Consider the following 24106-nt stretch of genomic DNA (forward strand, 5'->3'; position numbering starts at 1 on the left):
AATAACTCTTCGAGTTATTGCCCGCTTTCAACATCTTATTATCAAAATAAAAAATTAAATTTGATCAGTAAACCTCAAAAAACGGTCAACGTTTTTTAGGCATAGACACATTAGTAATTGACAGTCGACAATTGACAATATCTCATTGTCCATTGAACACTGACAATTGTCCAATTATGGTTATTGTAATTTATCCACGCGATTTTAATCAGAAGTTAAATTTTCGATGTTTTCTATAGATGAACAGGCGATTTTAGTGTAGTTGTTTCACTGCGGTAAACAGAAAGTGAATGGCTTCTTTTTATATTTTAGCCGGATACAATTGTTTATTAATTCATAAATTTGTATAAACCGGATCACAGTTTTATGATGAATATTCCTGGACCTCTGAAATCTCCAAAGTATTTTTTTCATGATACCTCTTTCGATAACCTTATGAGAAAGAGGATCTACCATGTGCTATTGATCTCGAGTGCTTATGATGCATTCATCCTGGAAGAAGATGGCCGCATTGATGAGTTGATCTTTAATGAATATGTATCATTGAACCTTCGTTATCCCCCTCAATTTATTCAGGTGACCTCGGAAGAGAAGGCTTTTGAAGTGCTTAAAGAGGATAAGGTTGATCTGATCATTACCATGCTTAGTGCTGAAGAAACGGATGCTTTTGATATAGTCCGTACTTTAAAGGAGCAATATCCAAAGATACCGGTAGTAGTATTGACTCCCTTTTCCAGGAAGATCACACTCAAGCTGAATCAGGAGGATCTTAGTGTAATTGACCATATCTTCAGCTGGCTGGGAAATGCTGACCTGCTTTTAGCCATCATTAAGCTGATCGAAGACAAGATGAATGCGGACTATGATATCAATGAGGTTGGGGTTCAGGCTATCCTTTTGGTTGAAGACTCTGTGCGTTTTTATTCAAGCTATCTTCCGCATATTTACAAGATCATTTTTAAGCAATCGCAATCGTTCATGACGGAAGGGTTAAATGAACACCAGCAAATGCTCAGGATGCGGGGAAGGCCCAAGATCCTGCTGGCCAATAATTACGATCAGGCCGTATTGTTATACGAAAAGTATAAGAATAACCTCCTGGGGATCATCACCGATATAAAATATCCGAGAAATGGCGTAGAGGATCCAGAGGCCGGTTTGCGATTTGTAAGGAAAGTCAAAAAAGACGATAAGCTGATGCCCATTCTCATGCAATCGTCGGATACCCAATACGAAGGTCTTGCCCGGGAGCTGAAGGTCGGGTTCATTAATAAGAATTCTAAATCATTATCCATAGAGCTTCGGAACTTTGTTTCCGAGTATTTTGCTTTCGGCGAATTTGTCTTCCTGGATCCGGATACCATGCAGGAAGTTGACAGGGCCCGTGATCTGAGATCATTGCAGGAAAAAGTATTCCAGGTCCCTGATGAATCTCTGGTTTATCATCTTTCCAGGAATCATTTTTCCAAATGGTTGAGGGCCAGGGCGCTTTTCCCGCTTGCTGAGATGTTTAAAGCCATTACCCTGGATGATTTTAACGATCTTGATGAGGTAAAGCGATATCTTTTCGATGCCATCGGTAGTTTCCGGCTGAACAAAGCAAGAGGGGTCATTGCACAGTTTTATCGCGATAAATTCGACGAATACCTTACGTTTACACGTATCGGATCGGGTTCTATCGGAGGAAAGGCCCGTGGTCTGGCCTTCCTCGATTCCATGATTAAAAGGAACCGCTTGTATGACCGCTGGGATGGTGTCACAGTCGCCATTCCGCGAACTGTGGTTATCAGCACCGAAGTATTTGATGAATTCATGGAGGAAAACAATTTATATGAAATTGCTCTCTCCAACAGGCCCGATAGCGAGATCCTTGAAAAATTTATAGCATCCCGCCTTCCTTTTCGCATTCACGAGGATCTCTACACATTTATTTCCGTGGTAAAAAATCCCATCGCGGTCAGGTCGTCGAGCCTGCTCGAAGATTCCTACTACCAGCCTTTTGCAGGAATTTATTCCACCTATATGATCCCCAATGTTTTGTCGGATGAACGCAAAATGCTGGAAATACTCAGCGATGCCATTAAAAGCGTTTATGCATCGGTTTATTTTAAAGACAGCAAAGCCTATATGGCAGCTACTTCCAACGTTATCGACGAGGAAAAAATGGGTATAGTCCTCCAGGAAGTATGTGGCAGGAAATATGAAAACCGTTTTTATCCTACGGTTTCCGGTGTGGGCAGGTCGATTAACTTTTATCCTATTCCGCCTGAGAAGCCTGAAGACGGGATCGTAAATGTTGCTTTGGGACTGGGGAAATATATTGTGGACGGTGGACTGACACTGCGGTTCTCACCGCGGTATCCCCGGAAGATCCTTCAGACCTATACACCGGAGATGGCTTTGAAAGAAACCCAGAAATACTTTTACGCGCTGAACCTCAACGCGGAAAGTTTTCATCCTTCCATTGATGATAGTGTCAATCTGAGCCGGCTGCGTATTTCCGAAGCTGAAAAAGACGGGCCATTGAAGTTAGTGGCCTCTACGTATGATTTTCAAAACAATATTCTGCGTGACGGTTTTCAGCACGATGGCAAAAAGTTGGTAACATTCTCCAATATATTGAAGCATAATGTCTTCCCTCTTGCCGAGATATTGCAGAGCGTTCTCGATATCGGGCAACGGGAGATGGGCAAACCCATCGAAATTGAGTTTGCTGTTGAACTGAACAAACCAAAAAACGAGATAAAGATTTTCCATCTTTTGCAGATCCGTCCTATTGTGGAGAATGATGAAACCGTGGATCTTCAACTGAAAGAAATCCCTCCGGAAAAGGCAATTATCTTATGCAATGCTGCTTTGGGTAATGGAATAATGAAAGAAGTCAGGGATTTTGTATATGTCAAACCCGAAACTTTTGATGCATCGAAAAGCCAGGAAATTGCAGGAAGAATCGGAATTCTCAATGACAAGCTTACGATGGAAGGCCGTTTCTATATCCTGGTCGGGCCAGGAAGATGGGGTTCAACCGATCCCTGGCTGGGCATACCGGTGAAATGGCCTCAGATTGCATCTGCCCGGTTGATTGTAGAATCAGGCTTAAGTGATTACAGGATAGACCCGAGCCAGGGAACACATTTCTTTCAGAATCTTACCTCCTTTAGGGTCGGCTATTTCACCATCAATCCCTATATTCAGGATGGGCATCTGGATATTGACTATCTTAATTCGCTTGAGGCGCATTTTGAAGACGAATTCATACGGCATATACGCTTTCCGGAACCTCTTCTCGTGGAGATCGACGGGAAGAAAAATATGGGCGTGGTCTTTAAAATGGGAGAAAGGGATGAAAACAACCTGTAGAATAAAATATTCATTAATACCTTTTTATTATGTTCCGAAATAGTTTTGCAGGATTTATCCTGATAGTTTTGTTCCTCCTTGTATCCTGTCATCAGGCGGATGAAGGAAAATGGATCGTTACCGAGCGTATTCAATATGATGTACCGGTAAGCAACCCCGATCCGGAAGCCGACTGGTGGGTACAGAATCTCCCCGGCCCGCAGCGTGAAACCTTCCTGAAGGAATTGCTTTCAAAAGCAAAAAGCGGAGATGTCCAGGCATGGGATTATTTCCATAAACCATTGACTACCACTAATGTTCAACAAATCGGTATCGATACACTTGTGAAGAGGTTACGAAGAGACATACCCCCGTATGAGGAATTTGACACCATAGTAGTTACATCACTGGAACTGAAAGACATCACCCGTATCCGTTTCCTCGAAGAGTGGAAAATGCAGGAAGGTACGCTGAATATTGAGAAAAGGGTTATCGGGATCGCTCCTGTAAAAATGGTGGAATACAACGGGGTTGAGTATTCCATGCCTCTATTCTGGATTTATCTCGACCCCGAATATCCTGGAAAGTTATTGCAATAAGCAGGAATTGAATACTTTTGTCGGGTTTTTAATAAAGGTTTTACAGGGGTTTCTCCCCGAAAGGATGGTTTATGCAGGCTCAGGATAAAACAAACCCGGAGATTTTTCAATGGACCCTGCCTAATGGTTTAAGGCTGGTCCACCGTTATGCCGATTCACCGGTTTCACATTTCGGGTTATTCATCAATACCGGTTCGCGGGATGAAACCGATGAAGAAAACGGTCTGGCTCATTTCATCGAGCATGTGATTTTCAAGGGCACAAAAAAGCGCAAAGGTTTTCATATCCTGAACCGTATCGAAACTGTGGGGGGGGAGTTGAACGCATTCACAACCAAGGAGATCACTGCTTTATATTCCACTTTCCTGAGTCAGCATTACCCCAGGGCGGTAGAGCTCATTGCAGATATAGCTTTTCATTCGGTTTTTCCTGAAAAGGAACTCGAAAAGGAAAAAGAAGTTATCATCGACGAAATCAATTCGTATCGTGACAATCCCTATGAGTTAATATACGATGAATTTGAAGAGATGATCTTCCGGGGACATCCGCTTAGCCGGAATATACTTGGTGAACCCGAAAGGATACGGTTGTTTTCCCGTGATGATGTTATTCGCTTTATATCCGAAAATTACCTCAGTAACCGGATGGTTTTATGCTCGGTGGGGAAAATGTCTCCCGGTCGGTTTTTCACGATGGTTGAACAATACTTTACCGGTATTCCTGAAAGAATTGCAACTCGGGAAAGGCTTACTTTCACACCACAGGGGCCATTATCGGAAACCAGGAGCAGGAATACGCACCAGACGCATTGCATGCTCGGGGCTCCTTCGTTCTCCCGTTCAGACCCCCGAAAAACTACCCTTATGTTGTTGAACAATATCCTGGGAGGCCCCGGACTAAACAGCAGGCTTAGCCTTCTGGTAAGAGAGAAGCATGGATATACCTACAACATCGAATCAATGTACCAGAGTTATTCCGATACCGGGTTGTGGTGCGTTTATATGGGAACTACCAATGGTTCCGCTGATAAAACACTTGGTTTGGTAATAAAGGAATTGAAGAAATTGAGGGATCAGCCCCTGGGGATATTGCAGCTTTCGCGGGCCAAGATGCAACTCACAGGGCAGATTGCCATTCATTTTGAGGCCAATCAGAGCAAGATGCTATCGCTGGGGAAAAGCTTGCTTATGGACAACCGGGTAGATACATTGGGCAGCTTCAACAGAAAAATTGAAAAGATCACTGCGAAAGACATCCTGGAAGTTGCCAATATTGTTTTTGATGAAAAGAATTTGAGTTATCTGACCTATATTTCTTCGGAATGATTAGCGACAGACGTTTGCTGGAATACGCCGAATCTGTAAGCAGTCCTGAAAGTGATCTGCTTCGTTTGCTCGATCGCGACACCCATTTGCATGTTGTTGCTCCCAATATGCTTTCGGGGCATATCCAGGGAAAGTTCCTGGAGATGATCAGCCATATGATCCGTCCTGCAACCATACTCGAAATCGGCACCTATACTGCTTATGGGACGATTTGCCTGGCAGCCGGCCTTCGGGAAGGAGGCATCCTGCATACCATCGAGAGTAATATAGAAATAAAGGGAATGATCCAGACCTACCTTACGAAAGCCGGACTGGATCATAGGGTGAAGGTACATTTCGGGGATGCTTTGCAGATCATTCCTGCTTTTAACGAGGTTTTCGACCTTGTGTTCATAGATGGCGCCAAAGAGCAATACATTTCCTATTATGAAATGGTTTTCGATAAGGTCCGTCCAGGAGGATTTATCCTTGCAGATAATGTGCTTTGGGGTGGAAAGGTACTGGATGAGAAACCCGATACTTCTACACGGGCAATCCTGGATTTTAATTGCAGGGTCAGGGATGATCGAAGAGTCGATAATGTGTTGCTTCCCATGAGGGATGGGATGATGCTCATCCGAAAAATATCATGATTTCAATTCTGGAAAATATTTTTCAAGCATCCTGTACAGTCCTGAAGGTAAAACCGGTTTGGAGATATAATCGTTACAGCCAGCATCCAGCGCTTTGACCCGGTCTTCTTCCATCGCATAGGCGGTGAGAGCAATGATGGTCAAATCGGGTTTGCTCCTTCGTATGATCCGGGTAGCCTCGTATCCATCAAGACGGGGCATTTTTATATCCATGAAAATCATGTCAATGTGCTTGCCGGAATTGATAAAGTCAATGCATTCCTGGCCGTCACAGGCACGGTAAATGGTGAGCGATTTCCTGAAGAGTAACTCATAGAGATACTGATAATTGGTGTCGTCGTCTTCAGCAATCAGGATCTTAATGTTAGCGGGAGCGCCGGCAATCTCCGGTAAAAAACCGGAATTTTCTTTTCGTGTTTGCAATTTGTCAGCGGTTGGAAAATAAGGAATAGTAAAACGGAAAACCGAACCTTTTCCGGGTTTCGATTCCACCCAAATGCGCCCCCCAAGGAATTCCGCAAGCCCTTTTGATATGGATAATCCCAGCCCGGTTCCTCTTTGCTTCACTACGGAAGGATCATCAACCTGATAAAAGCGGTCGAACACATAGGGAAGGTCTTTCTCATCGATTCCGCAGCCCGAATCCTCCACATAAAACTCAACTTCGTTATTTTTTACATCATACCCAAACCGGATGTAACCATGGTCAGTATATTTGAATGCATTGTTAAGCAAGTTATTCAGTATCTGATTCAACCTTTTATGATCGCTACGGATCTGCGATTTATCAATTGGCAAGCCCGTCTTCATATAGAATGAAATCCCTTGCATATTGGCCTGGTGGGAAAAGAAATCATGAAGTTCCTGCATGAGGTCATTCAGATTCACCGGTTCGTCAATAAGTTTCATCTGGCCGGTTTCAATTTTCGAAATATCCAGGATATCGTCGACTATCCCAAGCAATTGCATACAACTATCGTTGATGATTTTTGAGAACTCTGCCCTTTTTTTATCACTGGTATCAGGTTCGTTCAACAAGCCCGAAAAACCTATGATCCCGTTCATAGGTGTACGGATCTCATGGCTGACATTGGCCAGGAAAGCCGATTTCAGGCGGTCGCTTTCCTCTGCTTTCTCCTTGGCCCGAATCAGTTCCTTTTCCGTATTTTTCAAATATGTGATATCGGTTGCAGTAAACACCACACCTTTGCCCCAGTCGGTTGCATCAATGGGTGTTGAGCTCATGAAAATATCCAGGATCCTTCCGTCTTTGGTTTGAATTTGGGTTTCAATGCTTCCTGTACCACTTTCCCTAATTTTCCGGTATTTTTCACGCCCCACTTCATCATACTCTGCATTGGAAGGGTAAATCATTCTGGCATTCCTGCCAATAAGCTCCTCCCGTGAATATCCGCTCATTTTGCAAAATGCATCGTTTACTTCAATAAAAGTCCGGTCGATGATCATCCCGATGCCATTTGGCACGGCGCGGTATATTCCCGATAAGGTTTGCTCCCTGGCTTTGAGTATCTCTTCCTGGACTTTTCGAGCCGTTATATCTACAGCAATACCCCTGAGTCCTGTGATCATGGAATGATTAATAATTGGGGTATTGAAGATTTGCAGCATTATTTCTTTACCATCTTTGGTTCTGGCACGGTATTCATTTCCACTGATATTTTTCCCCTGCATGATCAAATCAAGCCTTTCCATGAGAACCGGCAGATCTTCGGGATGGATGATATCACGAAAATTCACTTTTTGTCCGATAACATCTGCTTCAGAATATCCGAATTTGGTTAGTGTTGCCTTGTTAACATAAGTGATTTGTCCTTTCCTGTTGGTTTCAAAAACAACCTCAGGTAACAATTCGGCAAGCTCCCGGTATTTTTTTTCACTTTCCCTGAGCTTTTCCTGTATTTCATGTTTGGCAGTTATATCCCTGGCAATGGCATGAATGCCGGTGATTGCCCCTTTTTCACGGATAATACCGACATGAGCCTCTCCTTTGCGCTGTTTGCCTTCATGGTCTAACCAATCAAAGTTATATTGCACATCAGATTTGCCCAGTATGAGCGATGCAAATATTTTTATGTATTTGGGCAGATCTTTTTTCGAAAACAGGGAAAGCTGTGTAAAATGTTTACCGATTATCCTGTCGGGTTCTGTGTTATAGATTTCGAAAAATGCCGGATTGCAATGTGTGACTACTCCTTTTTTATTCAGGATCACAGAACCTTCCGGTGACATTTCAAAGAAAGCTTTGTATTTTTCCTCGCTTTCAGCTAGTTGTGCTTTGTAATCCCTTTCATTGGAGATGTCTTCCATCAGCCATATTACCCCCTTGTTCGCGTTGGTTGGATCAATGGCTTTTCCTGTTAGCCGGCACCAGACGGTTTGTCCGTTCTTATGCCGGAAAGGCCATTCAGTAACAATGTCCTTTACCTGAAGGTTGAAATAGTGTTTTTCGCCAAATCCTATAAAGTGTTCTTCATCAAGGTGGATTGTGGCGACAGATTTTCCGGCAAGTTCTTTTGATGTATACCCCAGGATGGAAGCCAAACGGTCGTTGATATGAAGGATTTCACGGTCGTTGACGAGATACAGGATGCCGATCAGCGAGTTTTTCAGGATGGCCTCGTATGCATGCAATTCCCGATCATCTATGGGAGTTAATGGTCTGTTGCCGTTTGATTCCATAGCCATAGTTTTATTAAACAAGAGTAGATTTGGTGGAAAAGAATATCACACCTTAAATTTAAAGGAAATATCTTTCAGTTCCTCATTGGCTTTAACGATTTTATCCTTTAGAGCTTCCTTGTATCCCAGGAATTTGCCCATCAGTTCAGGGTCCGATGCCGCCATGATCTGAATAGCAAGAAGTCCGGCATTCTGGGCCCCGTTAATGCCAACGGTGGCAACCGGGATGCCCGGAGGCATCTGCACTATGGAAAGGAGTGAATCCAGTCCTTCCATGGAGGCTTTAATGGGTACACCAATCACCGGCAAGGGTGTCATGGCTGCAATCACTCCCGGAAGATGGGCTGCCATTCCTGCACCTGCAATGATGACTTTGATTCCACGGGTATGTGCTTCTTTTGCAAACTTTTCTACCTTATCCGGAGTACGGTGTGCAGAAAGTGCATTTATTTCAAACGGGATCTCAAATTCATCCATGATTTTGGCTGCTTTCTCCATAACAGGCATATCGGAAGTGCTGCCCATGATAATACTTACTAATGCTTTCATATTATTGTGGTTGGTTAATTAAACAATAAACCGGATCAGAACGGATAATTCCTGACTCAATCTGCTACATTTGCAATAATATTGTAAATTTATAAAATCTGCATGGAAACAATCCAGGTAAAAGACAAAAAGTTTGGGATTTTCATCCCTTATGCTCGTATTCAGGAAGTGATTGACAGTATGGCTGTTCGGCTCAATCGCGACCTTGCCGAGAAAAACCCTTTGTTTGTTGTGGTTTTGAACGGTGCCTTTGTTTTTGCGGCCGATATTTACCGCCGGTTGGAATTCGACAGCGAAATATCGTTTGTTAAGCTTGCATCATACAGAGGAACGCAAACCACGGGAGTTGTGAGGGAATTGATCGGTCTCGACAATGATCTGCAGGGCAGGACGGTGGTCATCCTGGAGGATATTATCGACAGTGGATACACCATGGCATATGCTTTAAAGAAGTTCAGGGAAATGGGAGCAACGGAGGTGTTAATCGCGGCTCTTTTGTTCAAGCCGGATGCCTTTAAAGAAAATTATAAAATCGATTATTTGGGGATGGAGATCCCAAACGATTTCATTGTAGGTTTTGGGTTGGATTACGACGGACATGGAAGGCATTACAGGGATATTTACAAGGTAAAATAAAATGGCAGGAAACCCTAATTTCGTAGATTATGTAAAGATCAACTGCCGTTCCGGCAGGGGAGGGGCAGGGTCGGCGCATTTCCGCAGGGAGAAGTTTGTCCCCAAAGGTGGTCCTGACGGTGGTGATGGCGGTCGCGGCGGTCATGTGATCATGCAGGGCAATGCCCAGCTATGGACATTGTTGCACCTGAAATACACAAGGCATATCAGGGCCGGGAACGGTGAAAACGGGGGGGCACAGACCTCGACAGGTGCTGGTGGCGCTGATGCCATCATACAGGTTCCCCTTGGCACCCTTGCACGGAATGCAGATACCGGTGAAGTTATCGGGGAAATCACTTCAGACGGAGAATCTCTTATCCTGCTGGAAGGAGGACGTGGCGGTCTGGGCAACGACCACTTCAAGACCGCTACCAACCAATCGCCCCGTTATGCCCAACCCGGAGAAACGGGAAAGGAAGAATGGATCATCCTGGAGCTTAAGCTGCTGGCTGATGTCGGACTCGTAGGGTTTCCCAATGCAGGCAAATCCACGCTGCTGTCTGTTGTTTCGGCAGCCCGCCCCGAGATCGCCGATTACCCCTTTACCACCATCAGGCCCAACCTGGGAATCGTATCATACCGCGACGGCCGCTCGTTTGTGATGGCCGATATCCCGGGAATCATCGAAGGAGCCCATGAAGGAAAGGGGCTTGGACTACAGTTCCTCCGCCATATCGAGAGAAATTCCCTGTTGCTGTTCATGATCCCGGCCGACAGCAATGATATCAACCAGGAATTCAAAATCCTGAAAAATGAACTGAAGGAATATAACCCCGATCTGTTGGATAAAAAGATCATCCTGGCCATCACCAAATCCGACCTCCTGGATGAAGAATTGAAAACGGAGATCCGGAATGACTTACCGGATATTCCCTGGGTATTCATTTCCGCGGTCACCGAAACAGGGTTGCAGAAGCTGAAAGATCTGATATGGGAGGAATTGAATGGTTGATGATATAAAATGATTCCCTGATGATTGAATGGCTCATAAGCATTGATAAGGATTTGCTCCTCCTGCTGAACCGGTGCCATACCGGATTCGGCGATTGGCTGATGTTCTGGCTGAGCAACAAGTACACCTGGATCCCTTTGTATGTGGTATTGATCATGCTCTTAATCCAGACGTATAAGTGGAAAGGTCTTTGGATTATTTTATTCGCTATTGCTGCTATTACCGTTAGTGATCAATCCTGTACTCATTTGTTCAAAAATGTTTTCGAAAGGTTACGGCCATGCCACGATCCGGAGATTATGGATATGGTGCTTCTGGTGAATGGCAAATGTGGAGGTAAATACGGCTTTATTTCATCGCATGCATCCAACACATTTGCACTGGCAGTGTTTCTAACCGGATGGTTCAGGAACAGGTTTCGTTATTTTGCATGGTTCATCTTCCCCTGGGCAGCCCTGGTATCATACAGCCGGATATACCTTGGAGTGCATTTTCCCGGTGATGTGATCGCAGGAGCCTTGTTTGGCTCGCTGACCGGCTGGTTTTTCTTATGGCTATCCGGGAAAATTGTAAATAGAAATAATGTGTATCGGGTATGACTATGATCATGTTGCAGGTTACAGGCTTCAGGTTGCACCCTGCACCCTGCAACCATTTGTTTCTCTTTCCCGATTCACTTAAAAGAAATTTTTTGAATTCAATACCGCATTGATAACATTTACGTCCGAATGTTGTTTTATAAAAAATGTCTCGATTATGAAAAAGATAATCCTGCTTATCTTCCTCAGCGCATTAATATTGTCATCCTGCGAAGAAACCGAAGAAATACTGCAGAATACAGGGCTTTCCAATGAGGAGATTGTTCTGGGGCTAAAGCAAGCCCTGACGGTAGCAACCGATACTTCAGTGTCGATTGTTTCGAAGGTTGACGGGTATTATATGGATCCTGTCATAAAAATATTGCTTCCTCCGGAAGCGGATATTATTGTCGAAAATATTAATAATCCTTTGTTATCGGGTTTGGGACTGGATCTTCTGGTTGAGGATGTCATCCTGAAGATAAACCGTGCAGCAGAAGAGGCGGCTAAAGATGCCGTGCCCATATTCCTGGATGCCATCACAGGGATGACCATCACGGATGCTTATAATATCCTGCATGGAAATGACACGGCGGCAACACACTATCTTCGTGAGAGCACGTATTTAGCTTTGTTTGGTTTGTATGAACCTGTATTGCAGGCTTCGCTGGATAAACCTATTATCGGGAATGTATCTGCCCAGTCAACCTGGAATACACTTACAGATGAATATAATGCCATTGCCAATACAATGATTGGGCAACTGGCCGGACTGCAGCCGGTGAATACTGATTTGGGGGAATACGTCACACACAAGGGTCTCGATGGCTTATTCGTAAAAATAGCCGATGAAGAGGCTGAAATAAGACACAATCTTTCCGACAGGGTTACGGATTTACTTCGCAGGGTTTTCGGCTCTTTGGGGAAATAACGGGGGAAATAAAGATCAATACCCGTAAACCCGTCCTTCCATTTTATCGATTATAACTTTCCAGGGTAACACGTCATCCACGGAAGGTTTGCTGAAAGCGAACGGTTTTTCGGAATAGTTTTTCATGAGTATCTCCAGGGCGCTAACCTTGGCATCATAATCTTCAATAAATTCAACCTTTCCATAGACAAGAACGCTCCGGTACTTCATTCCCCAGCTACAGGCAACCTCTTCATTAACGTAACGAAGAACATGATCAGTGCTGAAAACCACGCAAACACGGTTGTTGTTCTTCAGGATGTCGATCTTTTTTCCCGCTTTCGCTGAATGGAGATACAGAATCCCATCCTGGAAGCCAAAATTGAAAGGCAATACATAAGGTTCGCTGTTGGCGTCAACCATTCCTACATAACAAACATTGCAACCGGCAATGATCTTCTCCATCTCCTCTTTCTGAATGACAGCGCGGCTTCTCATCGTTTAGATGTTTAAAAGAGCAGTATTGGTAATTCTTTCAAGCAAATAGGTTATAACCGACAGAATGATGCTGAAAACCAATGCCCACCAGAAACCGTTAACTTTAAAGCCCGGAACGATCGCACCTGCCAGCAAGATGATCAGCGCATTGATCACAAGTAAGAAGAGCCCTAAGGTTATAAAAGTGATTGGTATAGAGAGAAACACCAGGATGGGACTTACAAAAGTATTTAGTAAAGCCAGGACGAGCGCCACAAGAAGTGCGTTTAAGAAGCTTTTTACCTGGATTCCCGGGAGAATGTAAGCGGCTAAAAGTACTGCCACTGCCGATAATAAAACTTGAATGATAAAATGCATAGGTTAATGTTTTGGTTTGTGTGCTAAAATTAAGGAAATAATTTAAAATGAGTATCGGGAATGATTAAAATCAGGTTACTTGTTTCATGGTTTCAGGCTGCAGGTAGTCTGGGTGTGGGTCCTGAGTGATGAGTTGTCGCTTTCGCTTGCAACTTGCAACCTGTAACCTGTAACTTGTAACTTTTTGTTAATGTTTCCCGATACTCATTAAATTTAATCCTGTCAGTGCCCGATATAAAATGAATTAAAATTCACAGAAAATAGCAGGTCATATCGGACGTCTTGTCTTTCAATAAGATAGGAACAGCGTAGTCCCAGTTCTATTGGTGCCAGGAAGCGGAAAATATGCATATCCCCTGTCAATTCAAGCCCGGTGGAGGAATAAATATCCTGCTGCCCCTGTTGACGGTTCCAGGATTGGTCATAAAACAAGCCAAGTTTGACTCTTTGCAGGTAGAAGATAGGCCCTGCGCTTAAATCCGGATAGAAAAGGGGCAAGGCGTAGGTGGAACGCAGGCAGATGGCCTCATAAGGATTTAGGTTGGAGTAACCCCTGGGAAAAAGGATAAGGTCGGAGTAATTATAGTATCCTGTTTTGGTTTCCTGGTAAGCACCACTGACACGGATTCCATGATTTTTCATGATACCGGGCATATAAAGTGTGAGGGTGCCGCCTGCAACGGAACTGATGATATCGTCAAAAGGGGTGTAATAATAGCGCAGATCAAGGGTTTGTCCCCAGCGTGGGTAGATCTGTCGTGTTGATTTTTTCAGGTTATGGTATGCATATAATCCGAATCCCAAGGATGAAATATCATCTTTGCGGAATTGAACCGGGCTGTTTTCTTCCATGTTCCTGAATATCATGCTATACGATACAAATGGCTGTATTCCTTTATAATACTTTCCGCTTGTCAGGTCAAGCGGGATGCGAACTCTGGCTCCTATGCCGGTTTCCTGCCAATGATATGTTATGTTATTCCCGTTCAGAGGGTATTCATCGTGTCGCCTGCCATAGGAAGCCTGCAGGTCAATCACAGGGTAAAAGCCCTGATAGCTGCAATCAAGATAGAATTTGCCGGTTTGTTCGTTAACATCCCACGAATAACCGGCTTCCAGAATGCTTGTACTCAGAAGGTTTTGAGAGAGTACCGATACGCCGGGCCGGATATCTCTTGTAGTTGCGCTGATACTGAGCGGAGCCCAGCTGTGTATGTGAAATAAATGAGGGAATCTTCTGAAACGTTTTATTTCATAGGTTGAATCAGGAATGTTGGTTTTATCCAGATTAAAATTTTCCTGTGAAACAATACTTTCATACAAACGGATATTGTTGTTTTCAATAATGTCAAGGCTTTTATCCAGGAATTCGTCGGGATGAATACTCCCGATCCTGTATCCTCCTGCCGTATAGGTTGAAAAGATCAGGGTTTCATCAGAGCCCTCAGGAGCGACATAACTACAGCCATAAGGTGCCGAAGTGATCATGGTGATCTTTTTCTCTTCAGGATCCAGGAAGAAAATATTGGCTATTCCTGAATAAGATGCAGTAAAATGCCATCCCTTTCCGGCAGCCGCCGGGTTGCTTATCTCGCTGAATCCCGCTATGAGGAGCGTGTCGGTTTGACCGTTGTTCAGGGAAATTGAGATCATGGTTTTTCCCTCATTACCCAGAAGTATGGTGCAAATTCTTTTCCCGTCCCTGCTCCATGCCGGTGTCATAGGTAATACAGGGTATTCCCAGCTAAACCGCTGCAGCACTTTTGCCGTGTTGACATCCAGGATTACCAGCGAGTAGCCATTTTCAGGATCTGTCTCAACAGCCGCAATCCTGCCTGCTTCGGGCGAAAGAGCGGGTGCGAAATATCTTGTTTGCCCTGTAAGTTTTCTGGTTTTTCCCGACTTTATATCCAGTATTTTGATTTCGGCATATTCGCGGTTGGTCCAGCGGGGATCGGTCTTCTTTTCCGACCAGCATAACAAGCCCTGTGACCAGGAAAGGGATTCGGTAAATATCCGGCCCGGGGTATGAATGATGGTTTCTTTGCCTTCTTTATCAATCTTTATAATCCTGGTAATATCCTGTATCCCGGAACGGATTGCATAGATATTCCCTTCATCATCTCTGACCGGATGAAGGTAATCGGTATAAAACCGGGGGGCCTTTCCGTGGATATGAATGGGTGTCAGCTTAGTATTCTCAGCCTGTTCTTTCCATTCTGACTGCAATGTAAAAAGGCTTTGCCGGTAGAACTCCATTTTTTTCAGTCCGCTTGTTTTCCTTATTCCTCGCGAGAAAGGAGTGATCATCCAGGGTTTCCGTGCCGTGGTGGTAAGGGCTGATTGCCAGATTTCCGGTCCGTAGCTTTTTCGTCCCATGGCCACCAGGAAGTATCCCAGTTCATATTGATTGGGAACGCGATCGCGATAAGTGCCAAATACCGCTTTATCGTAAGGGAATATTCCCTTTTCCAGGAGTTGTGTTCTGAGGATCATTTCAAAGGAGGGATCCCGGCCGCGGCCGGAGCTGCTCAATGCGGTTTCGGAGCATATGGCATCCCCTTCGAGGAACCAGAAAGGGATATAAAGACCCATGACCCCTGCAATTCCCTGTTGTCCGAACAACCAGGAGATGCCTTTGGTAAAGCCCTGGTTTATCATGGTGATCTGGGCAATATGACGGTATTCGTGGAGGGCCAGTTGCCGTATCCAGGGTTGAGCATATGAATCCTGCGGAGGGGTGCAGTAAAACTCCATCCTTAAGGGAGCCGGCACCGCGAAGGCATTGGAGGTTGCCATATAATTATGCATCAACAACCATGTATTCCTGGGTCTTCGGCCAAGCGAAGCGTACACGGCGTTACAGGATGCTTCCAGGGTGTTGGCTGTATTCAGGGCAAGGGGTTGGTAGTTTTGAGGGAAAACGATGCGGTAGTTTTCCGTCCTTATCTGGTACCACCGTGTTGAAAACGGCTCCTGCCCGGAAATAAAATATTGTGAATATGCTTTCATCATTGGGAAAGCAAAGAGAAGAAGGATAATGACAGACCGGATAAGGGATGGTTTCATGGCGTCTGCCAAAGATAAATATTTTAATTACCTGTCAGGTTTTCTTCGAACCAGTTCCATAGAGAATCATGCGGGGTGGGAGCAGTGATGATCAGAGGTTCTTTTCTGACAGGATGGATAAATTCTACACTGCGGGCATGCAAATGAATAGAACCGTCGCTGTTCGATCGCGGGAATCCGTATTTCAGGTCACCTTTCACCGGGCAGCCGATCTCTTTGAGTTGCACTCTGATCTGGTGATGTCTTCCTGTATGGAGCAAGATCTCCAGGAGGTAATAATTCTGGCTTTGCCCCAGGATGCGGTAATCCAGTTCGGCTTTAAGCCTTCCCGGGCCTTCCCTCGGGTAGGCAAACGACATATTTTTCTCTTCGTTCTTGATAAGGTAATGAACCAGTTTACCTTCCGGGGAAGGAGGCGGGTTTTGGACAACGGCCCAGTATGTTTTACGTATATCCCGTGTACGAATGAGATTGTTAAGCCGGGTAAGGGCCTTGCTGGTGCGGGCAAACATAACCACGCCGCTAACCGGCCGGTCGAGACGGTGCACAACTCCCAGGAAAACATCACCCGGTTTATTGTATTTAACGGCGATATAATCTTTTACCTTTTCGCTTAAGGGTTTATCGCCGGTTTTATCGCCCTGCACAATGTCGGATGGCCTTTTGTTAACGGCAATAATATGGTTATCTTCAAAAAGAATATCCTGTTCCGTTATTAATTCAGGTGTTCCCGGTATCATACCTGGCTTGGAAGGATCAGTATTGTTCGCGTTCATTCGGGAAATCGAGCTCTTTGACGTCTTTTATGTATGCCCTTACCGATCCCTTGATTTCTTCATTAAGGTTATGGTATCTTCTCAGGAAACGGGGGGAGAATTTCTGTGTGATGCCAAGCATATCGTGAAGGACAAGAACCTGCCCGTCTACTTCCGGGCCGGCCCCGATACCAATGATGGGCACTTTTGTTTCCTGTGCCACTCTGCCGGCAAGTTTAGCAGGGATCTTTTCCAGGATAATGGAAAAACACCCGGTATTTTCAAGCAAGTGTGCATCTTCGATGAGTTTTTCGGCTTCCCTGTCTTCCGTAGCCCTTACGACATAAGTCCCGAATTTATGGATAGACTGAGGAGTAAGTCCCAGATGTCCCATGACCGGTATCCCTGCTGATAATATCCTTTCGATGGATTCGGCAATTTCCTTTCCTCCCTCCAGTTTTACTGCATTGGCGCCCGATTCCTTCATGATGCGTATGGCTGAGGAAAGAGCTTCCTTGGAATTCCCCTGGTAAGTACCAAAAGGGAGGTCAACCACAACCAAAGCCCTGGTAACTGCCCGCATGACAGATGATGCATGGTATATCATTTCGTTGAGCGTAATCGGGAGTGTGGTCGTGTGCCCTGCCATTACATTGGAAGCTGAGTCTCCAACCAGGATCACATCTATCCCTGCTTCATCCAGCAGTCTTGCCATGGAATAATCATAGGCGGTCAGCATGGCAATCTTTTCACCTTTGAGCTTCAATTCCTGAAGTACGTGGGTGGTTATTTTTGTATAATTGCTTTTTGGGATCATCTTGAGTGTAATAAATGACTATCAATTGAGTTACAAAAGTAAAACATTAATGTAAAAAAACACGATAACAATTTGAGGATTAAACCTGATTGGTCTTTTTTAGTCCAAGTTAGAACAAAATAATTACTTTTGCTCAGTAATCTGAAAACCATGAAAAAGTATACTATCCATTTTCTGTTGCTTCTCACCCTGGCTTTGGCAGTTTCCTGTGAAGATGACATTGACCTTAATGCCGATTACAAAAATATCACCATAGTTTACGGACTACTTGATCCTGTTGCAGATACGAATTTTATCAGGGTTAACAAAGCCTTTCTGGGAGGCGATGCCTATGCCAATATCCTTATTCCCGATTGCACACAATACAGTCAGGAACTGGATGTCAGGATTACTGCTTTTCTGGGAAATAGTCAGCAGGGTGATCCCATTGTTTTCAGCAGGATGAACCGGTATATTTATTATTCCCTTGCTCCTCTGAATGACGATTTCCGGTACAAGCTGGAAATTGATGTTGAAGGAAACAAGATTACAAGCGAAACGGGTATTGTTGTTAGCTTTGGGATGTCCAAGCCTCCTCGTGCAAGCTGGACTCCTCCCCAATTCTCCACCGAGGTAAATTACAGACGTGGCTTTAATCAGGAGATTGTATGGGATATTGAAGATAATGCCCAGAAATACGAGGCCCAGATTGAGTTTGTGTTTAATGAAGTTTTGACTGATAATACCGTCAGACCCCGCTCCATAATATGGTTAACTGCCACCCGCAACCTGCAACCAGGATATGAAATGACGGTGACCTATTCCAATGATCTTTTTTACACAGTAATCCAGAATACAACCATATACAACGACCCGGCTGAAGAAGACAAAGTTGTAAAACGAGTACCGCACAGGGTAATTTATTCCGTCAGTGCTGCTGCACCGGACCTGGCTACCTATATTGATGCCAACCAACCCATTCAAACTGTCGTGGAGTACCGGCCCGATTACACTAATGTTGTAAATGGATATGGTATCTTTTCCAGTCGCACCCGTGACACATTGCACAAATACCTGCACAGGGATACCCGGAAAAATCTATCCGAACTTCCGGGTACAAAATTTGAGTTCATTCCCCAATAGATTTTAACAGCTAATTCTGCCTTTTTGTCATAGATTTTCCAAAATAATAACCTGGAGATTATTCAGCATGTCTCCGAGTTCTTCTTTTAAGATTTTATTTTACAGATAGTTATAAGGATGGAAGCGAGGCTGTCTGAAAAACCATTCTTACGGTATTGCTGCCTGACTAATGGCAATTATGTTTCATGGCATAATACTTGAGTATATGGAGCGAAAAGTTTAAAAGATCACTAAAAAAAATTAAAGAAATGGGAAAAATTATAGGAATAGACCTTGGAACAACCAATTCCTGTGTAGCTGTTATGGAAGGGAGTGAACCGGTTGTTATCCCCAACAGTGAAGGCAGAAGGACGACACCTTCTATTGTTGCTTTTACTGAAAATGGAGAACGTAAGGTTGGTGATCCTGCAAAACGACAGGCCATTACAAACCCAACAAAGACAGTATACAGCATCAAAAGGTTCATGGGTGAAACTTTTGACCAGGTTACAAGAGAAGTAGAACGAGTGCCCTATCAGGTTGTAAAGGGCGACAACAATACACCCAGGGTAAAAATTGACGACAGGCTATACACACCGCAGGAAATATCTGCGATGGTACTTCAGAAAATGAAGAAGACTGCGGAAGATTACCTTGGACAAACCGTTACTGAGGCTGTGATTACGGTTCCGGCATATTTCAGCGATTCACAGCGCCAGGCAACCAAGGAGGCAGGAGAGATAGCAGGTTTGAAAGTCCGCAGGATCATTAACGAACCTACGGCCGCAGCGCTTGCCTATGGGCTTGATAAAAAGTCGAAGGATATTAAGGTTGCCGTTTACGATTTGGGCGGTGGAACCTTTGATATCTCGATCCTGGAACTGGGAGATGGTGTTTTTGAAGTCAAATCGACCAACGGGAACACCCATCTGGGTGGTGATGATTTCGATGATGCCGTAATACAATGGCTTGCCGATGAATTTAAAAATGATGAAGGCCTGGATCTGCGGAAAGATCCCATGGCTATGCAGCGTTTGAAGGAAGCGGCCGAAAAGGCCAAGATTGAACTCTCCAGTTCAACCGAAACCGAGATCAATCTTCCGTATATCATGCCTGTCGACGGCATTCCGAAGCATTTGGTAAGGAAACTCACCCGCTCGAAATTTGAGCAACTGATCGATAAATACGTTCAGGCTACTATTGAGCCTTGCCGTAAAGCTATGGAAGATGCAGGTCTTACAGCATCAGACATTGATGAGGTGATCCTTGTGGGTGGTTCAACCCGTGTCCCTGTGATTCAGAAGACCGTAAAGGACTTTTTCGGAAAAGATCCTTCCAAGGGAGTTAATCCGGATGAAGTAGTTGCCATTGGTGCAGCAATCCAGGGTGGGGTGCTTTCAGGCGATGTTAAGGATGTACTCTTGCTTGATGTTACTCCCTTATCACTGGGTATTGAAACGTTGGGTGGGGTATTTACCAGGCTCATTGAATCGAACACAACCATCCCGACCAAGAAGTCGGAGACTTTTTCAACGGCATCTGATAACCAGCCGTCCGTGGAGATCCATATTCTTCAGGGAGAAAGGCCAATGGCAAAGGATAATAAGAGTATCGGACGATTCCATCTCGATGGTATCCCACCAGCCCCACGCGGTATTCCTCAGATTGAGGTAACCTTTGATATCGATTCCAACGGTATCCTGAATGTTTCAGCAAAAGATAAAGGAACGGGCAAATCACAGCAGATCCGTATCGAAGCTTCATCAGGATTGACCCAGGATGAGATTAACAACATGAAACGGGAAGCTGAACAGAATGCGGAATCCGACCGCAAAGCAAAAGAAAAGGTTGATAAACTCAACAATGCTGATGCTTTGATATTCCAGACCGAGAAACAGCTTAAAGAGTACGGGGAAAAGCTTCCGGCTGACAAAAAGGCTGAAATTGAAAAGGCCCTGAATGAGCTGAAAGAAGCCCATAAGGCTCAGGATATTGCACGTATCGATTCAGCCATGAGCACACTGAATTCAGCATGGCAAGCTGCAAGCGCAGATATGTATAAAGATACACAGCAATCCGGCCCGGGGACAGGACCTTCACAGGAAAATCCGCAGGATGATTCTCAAAAGAAAGGAAACCAGCCCGGCGATGATGAGGTAACGGATGTGGATTTTGAGGAAGTGAAATAAGTGTTTCTTTTATAAATCAAGGAGCTCCATTGGAGCTCCTTTTTTATTTAACAAAAGATTAACGGTTTTTTTCCGGTGTTTAACAGTGATTTTATACAAATTTGCAGTAATTTCATATCGCATTTAACTTTAAAATTATAACCATGAAGAGATTTACCTTGTTTTATTTATTTGCAGTCTTTGCAATAGCTGCATTTTCCCAAAATGCATGGATTAATGAAATTCATTATGATAATGCGAGCACGGATGTAGACGAGATGATAGAAGTCGTAATTGAGAATGCCGGCAGTTATAACCTTGCCGATTTTCAGGTTGATCTATATAACGGCAGCGGTGGTGTAGTTTATGATACCAAGACCGTGGATATGTTTACCGTTGGCGCTACAAGTAATAATTTTACAATTTATTACTACATATACCCTGTCAATGGCATCCAGAATGGCGCACCTGATGGCATGGCTCTCAGTTATCAGGGGGTTTTGATCAGCGGACAGTTTCTGAGTTATGAGGGATCATTTACAGCTACTGCAGGGCCGGCAAACGGAGTAACCTCAGTGGATATTGGTGTTTCCGAGACAAGCAGTACACCCGCAGGGGAATCCCTGCAGCTAACCGGAACCGGGACTCAATACGCTGATTTTCTCTGGACCGGACCTGTGACAGCCACAGCCGGTCAACTCAACAGCGGTCAGACTTTTGGCGGTTCCGTCCTTCCTGAGCCTACGAATTACCCCACTGCATTTACAGCCAATGCCATGGGGGTAACCGTCGATCTGTCCTGGACGGATGCTACGGGAGCACAGTTGCCTTCCGCTTATCTTATCCTTGGAAGTGATCAGGATAATATAGCCCTTCCAACGGATGGAACTCCGGTTGCCGATGATGAAGATTTGTCGGACGGTACAGGGGCGAAGAACGTGTTGTTTGGTACCCAGGCTTATACCTTTGCCGACCTTCAACCTAATTCAACGTATTATTTCAAGATATTTCCCTATACCAATGCAGGGTCAAACATCGATTATAAAACCGATGGCACACCGCCTGCCGATAATGCCACAACATCCACGGTAGTCATGTACGAAGACTTTAACCAGAGCTGGGGTGCATGGACAGCGATCAGCGTTACCGGTGACCAGGTATGGGATCGTGATAATACCTATGGTATCGGCGGAACGGCCTGTGCACGGATCAGCGGCTATTCGGGAGGTAGCAATGAAAATGAAGACTGGCTTATCTCGCCTCCCATGAACCTGGATGCCTATACCAATGAAATCCTCACTTTCTATAATGCTAAAAATTATGATGGCCCCGATATGCAGGTGAAAATCAGTACCAATTATAACGGAGGAGGAAATCCGGCTTCAGCAACCTGGACCACACTTGCTTACACATTATCTCCGGGAAGCTGGACATGGACTGCCTCGGGTAATATTGATCTTTCAACATACAGTGGAACGGCTGTTTACCTTGCATTTATCTACACATCCAACACCACTGAGTCTGCTACCTGGGAGGTGGAAAATGTGATGGTTTCCGGCGACGGACCTGCTCCGGCCGATATTGTCATCAACGAGATCATGTATAACTCATCCGGTGATGATGAAGAATGGATAGAACTTTACAATAACACTGCGTCAACGGTAGATTTGTCAGGGTGGTTTATACGCGATGATGATCCCAATCATGCTCCCATCACCATTCCTGGAGGAACCATGCTTGCAGCCAATGATTATTTCACCATTGCTGTTTCAACCAGTGGTAATTTCCCATTCACTCCCGACCTTGACGGTACATCACAGATAACCTGGAGCCTTGGTAATTCGGGGGATGAGGTCAATTTATACAACCTGGGCCGTATCCAGGCCGATTTTGTTGCCTTTGATGATGAGTCACCCTGGCCGACAGAACCCGACGGAAATGGTCCGTCGTTGTCACTCCTGCTTCCATCGCTGGATAACACTCTGCCGGAAAACTGGGCTCCTTCCATCCAGACAGGTGGTTCCCCGGATGCTGAAAACTTCCCGCCGGACCCAACCGTCCACGTGTTATCACCCAATGGAGGCGAAATTTTTGAAATCGGAAGCAGTTACGATATTACCTGGGAAGAACTATATGGTTATACGGGAAACATCCAGATCGAACTCGTTGATGTGGGTACGGGAAACAGCCAGCTGCTCGTTTACAACCTGAGTTCTACGCTGGGAACCTGGACATGGTTCATTAACACAGGAATTGCTCCAGGAAACGATTATGTTATAGAGATCAGCGACCTCTCGGGCGCACCTTCGGATGTCAGCGATAATGTCTTTGCAATCGTGGAACCCTATATTCCGGCCCAGATTGTGATCACGGAGATCATGTATAACCCGCCGGAATCAAACGTTGATTCATTGGAATTCATCGAATTGCTGAATAACGATACCCAGGCAGTCAATCTCCTTGATTACAGCTTTGCTGAAGGTGTAACTTTTACCTTCCCTGATGTTATACTGAATCCAGGTGATTATTTTGTTGTTTGTGTCGATTCCATGGCTTTCTATAACATGTTTGGAATGTCGGCATGGCAGTGGACCGGTGGTGCTCTCAGCAACAGCGGCGAAGACATCATACTGGTTGATGCGAATGGAATGTTAGTCGATTCCGTCAACTACGATGATGCTCTTCCGTGGGATACTATCGCCGACGGATATGGTCCTTCTTTAACTTTTTGCAATCCGAATTTGAATAATGCACTGGCAGAGAACTGGAGCGCTTCAACCGAGTTTGCCGGTGTCAATGCTGTTGGTGACAGCATCTTTGCTACTCCTTTTGCCGGTTGCAATTTCATTTTGCCGGTTGCCTATTTTACAGCAGACGATACAACGATAGCCGTTGGTTCTCCAGCCATGTTTTCTGATTTATCGCTTGGGAACCCAACTGCCTGGGAGTGGACTTTCGATGGTGGAGAACCTTCTTCTTCAAACTTGCAAAGCCCTCCTCCTGTTTATTATAATCTTCCGGGATCATACAATGTTTCTCTCACGGTTACCAATGAAAACGGAGACAATACCTTGCTGAG

18 protein-coding genes are annotated in these 24106 nt (G+C 44.7%); 11 read left to right on the top strand and 7 right to left on the bottom strand.

The genetic code is table 11. The features are described from left to right. Positions 1-369: 369 nt before the first annotated feature. From KKA81_05470 to KKA81_05485, 4 genes are all read left to right on the top strand, one after another. Complete coding sequence (locus KKA81_05470; protein MBU2650363.1) at positions 370-3360, top strand: phosphoenolpyruvate synthase; 2991 nt, start codon at positions 370-372, stop codon at positions 3358-3360. 29 nt (positions 3361-3389) lie between these two features. Beyond that, positions 3390-3938 carry a hypothetical protein gene (locus KKA81_05475; protein MBU2650364.1) on the top strand — a complete coding sequence of 183 codons (549 nt, stop codon included), beginning with the start codon at positions 3390-3392 and terminating at the stop codon, positions 3936-3938. Positions 3939-4009: 71 nt separating this feature from the next. Beyond that, complete coding sequence (locus KKA81_05480; GenBank protein ID MBU2650365.1) at positions 4010-5263, top strand: insulinase family protein; 1254 nt, start codon at positions 4010-4012, stop codon at positions 5261-5263. Beyond that, positions 5260-5895, top strand: a complete 636-nt coding sequence (locus KKA81_05485) for an O-methyltransferase (GenBank protein MBU2650366.1) — start codon at positions 5260-5262, stop codon at positions 5893-5895. The genes KKA81_05480 and KKA81_05485 overlap by 4 nt, the downstream gene beginning before the upstream one ends. Here the strand turns inward: KKA81_05485 and KKA81_05490 are convergent. After that, complete coding sequence (locus tag KKA81_05490) at positions 5890-8595, bottom strand: PAS domain S-box protein (GenBank protein MBU2650367.1); 2706 nt, start codon at positions 8593-8595, stop codon at positions 5890-5892. The genes KKA81_05485 and KKA81_05490 overlap by 6 nt on opposite strands. Before the next feature lie 45 nt (positions 8596-8640). After that, positions 8641-9144, bottom strand: a complete 504-nt coding sequence (purE, locus tag KKA81_05495) for a 5-(carboxyamino)imidazole ribonucleotide mutase (GenBank protein MBU2650368.1) — start codon at positions 9142-9144, stop codon at positions 8641-8643. Positions 9145-9246: 102 nt separating this feature from the next. Between purE and KKA81_05500 the strand changes: the two genes are divergently transcribed. The 4 genes from KKA81_05500 to KKA81_05515 all read left to right on the top strand — a co-directional run bounded on the left by KKA81_05500 (position 9247) and on the right by KKA81_05515 (position 12283). Continuing rightward, the gene (locus KKA81_05500; GenBank protein ID MBU2650369.1) at positions 9247-9780 is read left to right on the top strand and encodes a hypoxanthine phosphoribosyltransferase; all 534 of its coding nucleotides are present in this window, start codon (positions 9247-9249) and stop codon (positions 9778-9780) included. A gap of 1 nt (position 9781) precedes the next feature. Next, positions 9782-10774, top strand: coding sequence for a GTPase ObgE (obgE, locus tag KKA81_05505; protein MBU2650370.1), 993 nt, complete (start codon positions 9782-9784; stop codon positions 10772-10774). A 20-nt stretch (positions 10775-10794) separates the two neighbouring features. Further along, a complete protein-coding gene (locus KKA81_05510; protein MBU2650371.1) occupies positions 10795-11373 on the top strand; it encodes a phosphatase PAP2 family protein in 579 nt (192 codons plus the stop codon). Between the two features lie 157 nt (positions 11374-11530). Further along, positions 11531-12283 (top strand): DUF4197 domain-containing protein, encoded by a 753-nt coding sequence (locus KKA81_05515; protein ID MBU2650372.1) that lies wholly within the window; start codon positions 11531-11533, stop codon positions 12281-12283. A gap of 15 nt (positions 12284-12298) precedes the next feature. Here the strand turns inward: KKA81_05515 and KKA81_05520 are convergent, their stop codons facing one another. The 5 genes from KKA81_05520 to panB form a co-directional block, all read right to left on the bottom strand. Beyond that, on the bottom strand, positions 12299-12760 hold the full coding sequence (locus KKA81_05520) for a pyridoxamine 5'-phosphate oxidase family protein (GenBank protein MBU2650373.1): 462 nt from the start codon (positions 12758-12760) through the stop codon (positions 12299-12301). Between the two features lie 3 nt (positions 12761-12763). Beyond that, positions 12764-13117 (bottom strand): phage holin family protein, encoded by a 354-nt coding sequence (locus KKA81_05525; protein ID MBU2650374.1) that lies wholly within the window; start codon positions 13115-13117, stop codon positions 12764-12766. Positions 13118-13339: 222 nt separating this feature from the next. Continuing rightward, the gene (locus KKA81_05530; protein ID MBU2650375.1) at positions 13340-16198 is read right to left on the bottom strand and encodes a hypothetical protein; all 2859 of its coding nucleotides are present in this window, start codon (positions 16196-16198) and stop codon (positions 13340-13342) included. 11 nt (positions 16199-16209) lie between these two features. After that, the gene (locus KKA81_05535; protein MBU2650376.1) at positions 16210-16926 is read right to left on the bottom strand and encodes an RNA pseudouridine synthase; all 717 of its coding nucleotides are present in this window, start codon (positions 16924-16926) and stop codon (positions 16210-16212) included. A gap of 16 nt (positions 16927-16942) precedes the next feature. Beyond that, the gene (gene panB / locus KKA81_05540; GenBank protein ID MBU2650377.1) at positions 16943-17758 is read right to left on the bottom strand and encodes a 3-methyl-2-oxobutanoate hydroxymethyltransferase; all 816 of its coding nucleotides are present in this window, start codon (positions 17756-17758) and stop codon (positions 16943-16945) included. A gap of 150 nt (positions 17759-17908) precedes the next feature. On the opposite strand from panB, the gene KKA81_05545 reads away from it, so the two are divergent. From KKA81_05545 to KKA81_05555, 3 genes are all read left to right on the top strand, one after another. Beyond that, complete coding sequence (locus KKA81_05545) at positions 17909-18880, top strand: DUF4249 family protein (protein ID MBU2650378.1); 972 nt, start codon at positions 17909-17911, stop codon at positions 18878-18880. A gap of 248 nt (positions 18881-19128) precedes the next feature. After that, a complete protein-coding gene (gene dnaK / locus KKA81_05550) occupies positions 19129-21048 on the top strand; it encodes a molecular chaperone DnaK (protein ID MBU2650379.1) in 1920 nt (639 codons plus the stop codon). Positions 21049-21191: 143 nt separating this feature from the next. After that, positions 21192-24106: lamin tail domain-containing protein (locus KKA81_05555; protein MBU2650380.1), on the top strand; the 2915-nt coding region annotated here is incomplete at its 3' end.

The sequence above is a fragment of the Bacteroidota bacterium genome (genome assembly GCA_018831055.1).
Lineage (GTDB): Bacteria > Bacteroidota > Bacteroidia > Bacteroidales > B18-G4 > M55B132.